Source organism: Delftia lacustris (assembly GCF_040267515.1).
GTDB classification, from domain to species: domain Bacteria; phylum Pseudomonadota; class Gammaproteobacteria; order Burkholderiales; family Burkholderiaceae_C; genus Comamonas; species Comamonas tsuruhatensis.
The window spans coordinates 294,266-302,070 of sequence record NZ_CP141273.1 but is presented as its reverse complement, the minus strand read 5'-3'; the positions used below and the strand labels follow the sequence as shown (position 1 = coordinate 302,070).

Here is a 7,805-nt window from a genome sequence, read left to right as displayed (position 1 = left end):
CATCACCCTTGTCGCAGCCTCCGGGGATTCCTGGGCGTTGTGGAGTATTGATGCGGCGCATCCACACTCGGAACGTGTGATGAGTGTGTATCTGTGCGCCAGACATTGGCGGGCGAAGGCATGGGCATTCATGGGTGGGCCTTTCTCAATTTTTTGGCCAAGAGGCTCGAAGGCTTGGATGAAAGCCAGCCAGCTGCAGCCTGTGTCGAGGCAGCGATGCTCCAAAGTTGAAAAAGCACGCATAGGCTCGACGCTCACCGATTGGCGCCACAAGTTTGGTCGCTGCGAGACAGCCGGTTTCACCGCATGCTTGGGCGACGTACCTCATTAAGGTTTCGCCGATCGGCCGTAGAAGCGAATCGTTGCTGTGAAACACATTGTCAATTATAATTGCAATTGTGTGTTAAACATTTGTCGAATTATTCGAGTCAAATCACAGGAGCAGCATGATTGAAGATTCCTCCAGCCAGACCCCGGCACTCGCGACAAGTCACGGCGCGCCCTTCGACTATGAAGCTGTCAGCGAGGAGATGGAGAGTCGCTGGCCGCACTTGTTCGGGCATGGGATACATCTTCCCCTGAAGGTGGGCATTACCAAGGATCTTCATCAGGAGGCCTTGGCCAATGGGTCTAGTCTCTCAAAGCGCAAGATCAGCCTGTATCTGGAGCGGTACTGCAAGGATCCAAGGTACCTTCGCAAAATCGCTGACGGGTGTGCTCGACATGACATCAACGGCCTCGCCATTGACGATGACATTCAGGCGCGCCATGTGAGAAATGCGAACAAACATCTGACACGCTTGAAAAGTCGTTCCGATTCTTCGGAAGGGTGAAATCCCGGCCACTGCGCCTAAGCCACGGCACATCCAAACCTTCAGTGCTCCACGCAGACGGGGCAACTGCCAGCCCCGCGCTGTTGCCTCCCCGCGCAAGAAGCATTTGGCTTCGCCTCCACTGGTGTTCTCGTCGCCGATCTTGGCGATTGGTTGGGTTCGACAATGGGCCGAAAACTCCCTCGTCGCCCACGACCGCAGCGCCAGCATCAATTGCAATTTGGGTTGCATTAATTGGATTGCAATGACTTGCAATTAAATTACAATTGTGTTGTTCGTCACTGCGAGCGTACTGCTCGCACAACATCGGTGGCAAAAATGCAAGAAAATTCGGCGCTCACGGTGCAACACTTCGATGGAGAGCGCGAGGCTCAGACCATCGCTCGCTTTCAATCTCTCCAAGCAGGTCAATACTGGCGCGCGCTAGAGGAAATTCCTCAAGAAGGAATTTCAGCAGGCACCGTCCTGCTCATCCTCTCGGTCCGACTCGTAGACGACAAGCCGCACACCATCATCCTGCGGCCTCACCCACTGCAATTCGGCACCGGGCGTACGCTGCGCTGGCGCAACAAAACGGGGCAGGCACAGCAAGCCTGGCACGGATTCAAAGAGCATCGGTTTCTGCTCTTGGATTTCCTTAGCCTTTTCGAATTCGAGCCAGATCACGAAGCTGTGCGTGCTAAAGAGGTGGCGCAGATACAGACGAACATGGCGCGCCTGCAGGCCGAGATGGTGGAGGCCCAGGCCGACCCGGGGCGGATGAACGCTATCGTGGAAGCGGGGCTTCGTGAGGCGCGGGCGAAGACCTTAGTCCACACCCCCAGGCCTTCGGCGCAAGATCTGGATGAGGATAGTGAGGAGGGCGTGGCTGGCGCTGCCGTGCCACAACGTCTTTCCCGTTCAACGGATCTCGCCTTGCCTGTGTCGCAGTCGCCTGTGGATCCCAGCATTGCTGCGATTGCCACTGGAACGCTTTCCGATGCCTTAGAGACGGGGATTACCGACCAGAAGATTGGCGCTCTACGAACAGCCGCCCAGCAGGAACTTCAGATCGCAACCATCAAGGCGAGCTGGATCCAGGGCAAGGCCGGCGAGATCTCTTCCGAGTTGGCCAAGCTCACCCCCTTTTTTGACGAAAAGGCCCATGCAGCGCTCGCCCACACGGAAGAGGTTCGCAACTATGTGGGCGAACTTCTCGATGGTATTGGCTCCCTGAATCTCTATGTTGGAGAAGACGTGGTGGTGCAAACCATCTGCGAAGGCGCGGGTGCTCCCCGCTCCGAGCCGCTGACATTCGTCCAGGCCAAGAAGCTGATGGACGAGGAGCTGGCCGTGTTTGAAGACCTGGACCAGCGGTTCGACTTTGACTCAGAAGCGAGATTCTTCAACGCGCTTCGGGCGCATCCAGCCCTCATCGAGCAGATTTTCCCCACGCAGCGCTGCGTGCTGGTCATGTGCGTGTCCCGACGCCATATCGACTACGGCGATACGTGGACGAACACCGTGCGCAACGAGGAGAACGCGAAGGTATTCATGCTGGTGCGCAACGGCCAAAACATCCATCGTGTGTTCTCGCCTGTTGAGTCGCATCTGGGAAGCGCAAGGCTCTTCCCGACCAAGGCTGATGACCAGAGTATGTTCTTTCGAGGGATCGACGGCACCAAGATTCGCTTCGAGGACGTTGCCTACTCCGATGCGCTCAACGCTCACGAAAAGCACGCCCTGCACTACAAACGATTTCTGATCCTGGCAGCAGGCCTCGATCATCGCCTCAAGCTCTTTGGCGACTTCCATGATGAGGGAGAGTCGCTGGCCTTCGTTTCGCAGCGCTTCCAGGATCGCTGGTGCCGGTTCCTTCACGACGACGACGCCAGCAGCATGCTTGACGGCGGTGTGGCGCGTCCCAGCTATCAGAGCTGGATAGACGCCAAGAACGCCTATCTACGCCCCGGCTCTCGCGTTCTGTGCCAGTGGCGCGACCTCATCAATCCCGACACCGCCCCGGGAATTACGAAACGCACCTATCGGGACCATGGACGCGGTTTCACTATGACGGCAAATGCGCTGTCTCCCATGGACTGCGTTGTGGCTTACAAGGACGGCTGCGACGTTTGCGTGGATGTCCATGTTCAGATCGACTCATACCGCAGTGATCGCCAGTTCAACGCGAAAGTGCGCGTTTCGAAATTTCGCCCCAACTATTGGGAGCACGAAGAGATGCCGTATCTGGTGCTTGATGCTGTGGAGCCTGAGGATCTGCGCTGGTATATCCATCACCGGAATACGCGCGTCAATCACCTCTCGTACATCAGGTTTTTCAAACGAGCGCTCAAGCTTGTGGAGGCCGAGCGCGCTGCCGAAGAGCCGGCCCGTCAGGCGTTGCTGCAAGCCCTGAACGATGGCTGCGTGGGCCTGGAGCATGAGCGTCCTGCATTGGTCCACAGGGCGGTGATCGCCTGGCGGGCTGCACACCGTGGCAAGCCGCTGCCGCACCCCCAACAGAAGGCGACGGCCGAACGGCGGAGGCTGCTGAACCAGATGTTTTCGCTATCCCGCGAAGGCATGGATCTGGTCGCTCGGGTGCAAGAATTCGCGGAGCGCCAAGGATACGCGCCGCTGCGCCTGGTGCTTTCCGGCACGTCAAAGCACGTCCTGTACGCGTCACCCAAGGAAGGCGAATGCGACAACCGCCTGTTGCCCCATGCGTGGGTGCACCGGATCACGCTGACACACACCAAGACCCGCTTCAGCGAGGTATCGCGTAAGTGGGCGCTGCTGCCGTCTAAGGCAGCATCCGAGACCACCCAGCACGAATGGCCAGGAGCGCAGGAGTGGGTACGCGATTCGAACTTCAGCTCCTTCGAGCGCAAGCAGGAAATCATGGGGCTCTGCGAGCGTTTTGAGCAGTCAGTTGCCCCCTTCCTTTCGACGCCGGACACAGCTACGTTTGGGCAGATGGCCGCCGACTACCTTTTTGCCCTGCGGGACTCCCTGGACACGTCCAAGACATCGGTAGTGCTGCCGGTTCTGGCTTTTCCCATCGCGCTGGTGAGCCACAAGAACACAGGCGAAATGGGCTACCTATGCATTGCAAACAGGCGTGGCTATCGCTTGTTGGCTTCGCTGGCGCCAGACGATGACGTTTCTGCCAGGTACATCCGGGATATCAAGCGACTGATGTCCAGATCGTTCGCCGACGAGGAGCGGTTCCAAGACTTCTGGAATCGTGCGCGGGATATTCGCAGTGACTGGCAGCTCATCGAGCTGGATGTCTGTGCGTTTTCAGGCGAGTCTCCTTACATCAAGGCCCAGGCAATCAAATCGGTATCCCAAGCCGCTCGTCCGCCGCTCAGCGCCCTCATGGCAGACTGGTACGAGAAGTGGCACAAGGATGCGTCACGCTTCTGCAGGATCTGGCATCCGGAAGCTCATATTGACGCCAATGGAAGGCTCCTGATCGACGCCATGTTGGGCATCGAGCAACCACAGGGCTATTGCCCCGTTCATGCGAGGCTTGTGACTTATTCCTCGCACAGCCGAGACGAGGGTGTGGCCGCTCCTCAGTATGCGCGTTGGCTCGATGTGGCACCGATTGACTCCGAGCTGCCGGAGTGCCCTAGGCCGGAGATCGGCATCGGCATGAGTAGCTCTACCTCGGAATACCTCAACCGCGCAGAGGCTATCGCGGCGATGACTCAAACGGAGACATCTCGCAGGAGCTTGCTTGTTCCCTCACACGAGAGGCCTGATGCGCCGCAGCCTCCGCAGGGTGTCGAGCGGCTGCTCATCATTCCGTGCGAAGAAGGCCTCTGACTCGGCTTCTCGCCATGCTTTCTAGAACCGCCAAGGCTATGCGTTTGCCCACACTCCTCAGCTCTTTCATCGGGCTTTTACGGTCGCAGTTTCGCGAAGCTGGCGCTGGTCTGCGAGTTGTATTCAAGCCGCACTCTTGCGTTTGCGCATGTGACAGCGCCCGTACCACTCGCCCCAAGATGGCTCGTCTTAGGTTCTACACTGAGCTGGAGGGCACCGGCCTGGATAGCTTGCCTGCACCTGGCTGGATTCGGCGTGCTGTCGCTGGCTGGCCGTTCGTTTTTGGAAATCGAGGAATCCATGAGTTTGCGTGATGACATCACTTCACATAGAGGCCGTGTAGAAGCGGTGGGGGAGGGCGGGCGGTTCGAAGTCCGACTGGACAGCGGCCTGCTTATTTCCAGCGGCGTAGATAAGGCGATGCGTCGTTGGGAGGTAGCGATCGTTGCCGGGGATCGAGTGACCGTAGAGTTCCCCGAAGGAAGTCCAGATCGTGCGCGCATCGTGTTCCGTCACCTCCAAGCCTGAAGCACTCACGCAGACAACGTTTTGATATCGCGTTTTGTGGTTGATCCTGCGGCTGGCGCTGCGAGTTGCCAGCGCCAGCCACCAGCCGCTGACGCTAGAAGACAACCATGCTCAAGCCCTTGATCATTCCCGTGATACATCACCGTGACCGTGAAACGACCCTGGCGGAAGCGAAGCTAGCGATCGAATGTGATGCCGATGGTGTCATGCTCATCTCCCACGCCGGCAAGGACGAAGAGCTTTTGGAAGTGGCTGGCGCCGCTCAGCGTGCTTCTCGGCTTTTCCCGGTCGGGGTGAATCTGCTTTCCATGTCTGCGATAGATGCCGCCAAGCGCGCTCAGGAGTTGGGGTTGAGCTGGGTGTGGGCCGATGCGATGGGGGTGACCTCGCGCGGCTTGGATGAGTTGGGGCAGCGGCTGCAAGACTTTGCACGGACGCATCCGCATATGACGTTGTTTGCCGGCGTGGCGTTCAAGTACCAGGAGCCAGAGCCGGATCCGGTCGAGGCTGCTCATCAGGCACGCCTGGCGGGTTTTGTTCCTACTACCAGCGGGGCCGCCACGGGGCAAGCCCCAGACATTGAGAAGATCCGTTCAATGGGTAGGTCCGGGGTGCTGGCCATTGCCAGCGGCATGACGCCGGAGAACGTAGGCTCCTATGCACCTTTCCTCACGCACGTCTTCGTGGCCACAGGTGTCGGTCGTACTGAGCATCACATCGACCCAGCCAAGCTGTCTAGGCTCGTCAAGGTGGCAAGGGAGGCCGCCCTAGAGGGTGCAGACATCTATGGCCTCATGGCCGACATGATGGCATCCAGTCTCACGGGACGCATGATGGGTTTTTCGCGCGAGGAATTGATCGCGCGCTTCAAAGCCAGTCAGCCCAACGCCATGGCATTCCGGCAGCTTGTGCTGAAAAGCCTAGCAGATGCGAAGGCTGCGATGGTCTCGCGGGCGGATGGTGCGCAGTTCACAGGCCCAGTCATCGACCTCACTGCCATGAAGCACTGAAGTGCGGATTGGAATGCCCGAAGGCAAACCCATGTGCGATGACAAGAGCGCCCCCTTCGTGCTGGCGCTGGGTGCGCTGGCCACCCAGCTGCGAGGCCTCGCTTTGTGCGCGGGCGAACGTTCGATGAATGACAGGATCTCGATGTGAGTTTCCGTACCTGCTCCGATGTTCCTGGCATTTCTCCGATGTACAAGGTGTCTTTTTGCGAAGAGTCCGACACTGTGATTCGACTCCACGCAGAGGTGCTGACTAGTACCCACGACTGCCCTTTTTGTCGCTCCCGCGAAGTTGGCGCCTGGGGACAGCGCAGCGTGACCCTTCTGGACATGCCGCGAAGAGGAAAGCGCGTCGAGATCGTGGCCACGGCCCGCCGACTGCGATGCAAGAACAAGGGGGTCTGCGGCAAGTTGTTCCAGCAGCCCCTGCCCGACACGAGCGAACACCACAATATGACCAAGCGGCTTCGCCGCTGGATTGGAGAGCAAGGGCGCGTTCGCACGTTCGTGGCCATCGCGCGAGATCTGCAAATTGCGGAGGCCACTGTGCGACAGGTCTTCGGGGACTGCATTCGCGAAATTGAGAGCGCGATGCGGATTCTGCCCCCCACGGTCCTTGCCCTTGTGAACGTGCAAGTACACCAGGCTTGTCGTGTGGCGGCCGTAAATGCAGAGCTTGGGACGTTGGTCGGTCTCGTGGACAAGGACGAAGCTGCAGCGCTATCTGGCTACCTTGCCGAGATCTATGATCGGCACAAAGTAGGCTTCGTCTCTCTGGGCCCGTCTGGCCCTGCCCTGGCAGCCGTGGAGCTGGTACTGCCTGACGCCGTACCATATCTGGACAAGCCCCATGTGCTGGGCATGGTTGATAGAGCGGTACGGGGCGTGCGCCGTGCCGTGCGCCGCGATGTGACTCGACAAGTGCGCGACAAGCATCTGCTCGATGACGGGCTGATCCTGGAGCGGCGACTGCGCGATTTGCCGGGGGAGCATCTTTCAGCTTTGGAGATGTGGCGCGCGAGTTTCCCGGCACTGTCCGATGCACTGGAAGCGGCCGAAGGCGTGCGCCGCATCTACGACACGGACGCTGGGATACGCGACGGCTCGGACGCTGCAGATGCGCTGGCCGCTGCCGTAGGCGGGCTTGGCGGTCTGTGCGCAACGCACTTCCAGCCGTTGGTGAGTACCCTGAGGGCCTGGCGCGGCCCCTGGTCCAACTACTTCACGCATGCGGGAGCGAGGGCAGGCGGGCTGGAGCGGCTTGACGATATAGAGGCAATCGGCACGGTGTTGGAGGAGCTGGGTAGGAGCCACGCCTTCGGCGCTGTACGCGCGAATCTGCTGCTTCCGCCAGCCCTGCCTGCCCGTTCCTTCTCTTCCCGAGGTGTCTCGATATCGAGGCTGGTTGCTGGCGCTGGCGTAGTCTAGGGGGCGCTTGACAGCCATTCTGAAATCGAATTTTTGGGTTTTATTTTTTTCATCGACCCTTTGCGCGTGTGTCCGTGAGCGCGCCGTGCCGCACCGCCGCACTTCGGACTTCGTTGGCCCCTTGGTCGCGATGACGGAGCCCCATCCCACCTGCGCCCCCTTTTTCCTCTGATGCCGCAGACGTTCCACGGCGCGG

General features: G+C 59.4%; 6 protein-coding genes. All 6 read left to right on the top strand.

Features of this window, described 5'->3' with window-relative positions; genetic code table 11:
- Positions 1-446: 446 nt before the first annotated feature.
- Positions 447-833, top strand: a complete 387-nt coding sequence (locus U6958_RS01470) for a ProQ/FINO family protein (protein WP_052862743.1) — start codon at positions 447-449, stop codon at positions 831-833.
- Positions 834-1,151: 318 nt separating this feature from the next.
- A complete protein-coding gene (locus U6958_RS01465; protein WP_074921857.1) occupies positions 1,152-4,646 on the top strand; it encodes a hypothetical protein in 3,495 nt (1,164 codons plus the stop codon).
- Positions 4,647-4,901: 255 nt separating this feature from the next.
- Positions 4,902-5,174 carry a translation initiation factor IF-1 gene (locus U6958_RS01460; RefSeq protein ID WP_074921860.1) on the top strand — a complete coding sequence of 91 codons (273 nt, stop codon included), beginning with the start codon at positions 4,902-4,904 and terminating at the stop codon, positions 5,172-5,174.
- A gap of 107 nt (positions 5,175-5,281) precedes the next feature.
- Positions 5,282-6,184, top strand: coding sequence for a hypothetical protein (locus U6958_RS01455; RefSeq protein ID WP_047219297.1), 903 nt, complete (start codon positions 5,282-5,284; stop codon positions 6,182-6,184).
- A 13-nt stretch (positions 6,185-6,197) separates the two neighbouring features.
- Positions 6,198-6,332, top strand: a complete 135-nt coding sequence (locus U6958_RS01450; RefSeq protein ID WP_269154276.1) for a hypothetical protein — start codon at positions 6,198-6,200, stop codon at positions 6,330-6,332.
- 164 nt (positions 6,333-6,496) lie between these two features.
- The gene (locus tag U6958_RS01445; RefSeq protein ID WP_162233978.1) at positions 6,497-7,609 is read left to right on the top strand and encodes a transposase; all 1,113 of its coding nucleotides are present in this window, start codon (positions 6,497-6,499) and stop codon (positions 7,607-7,609) included.
- Positions 7,610-7,805 lie beyond the last annotated feature (196 nt).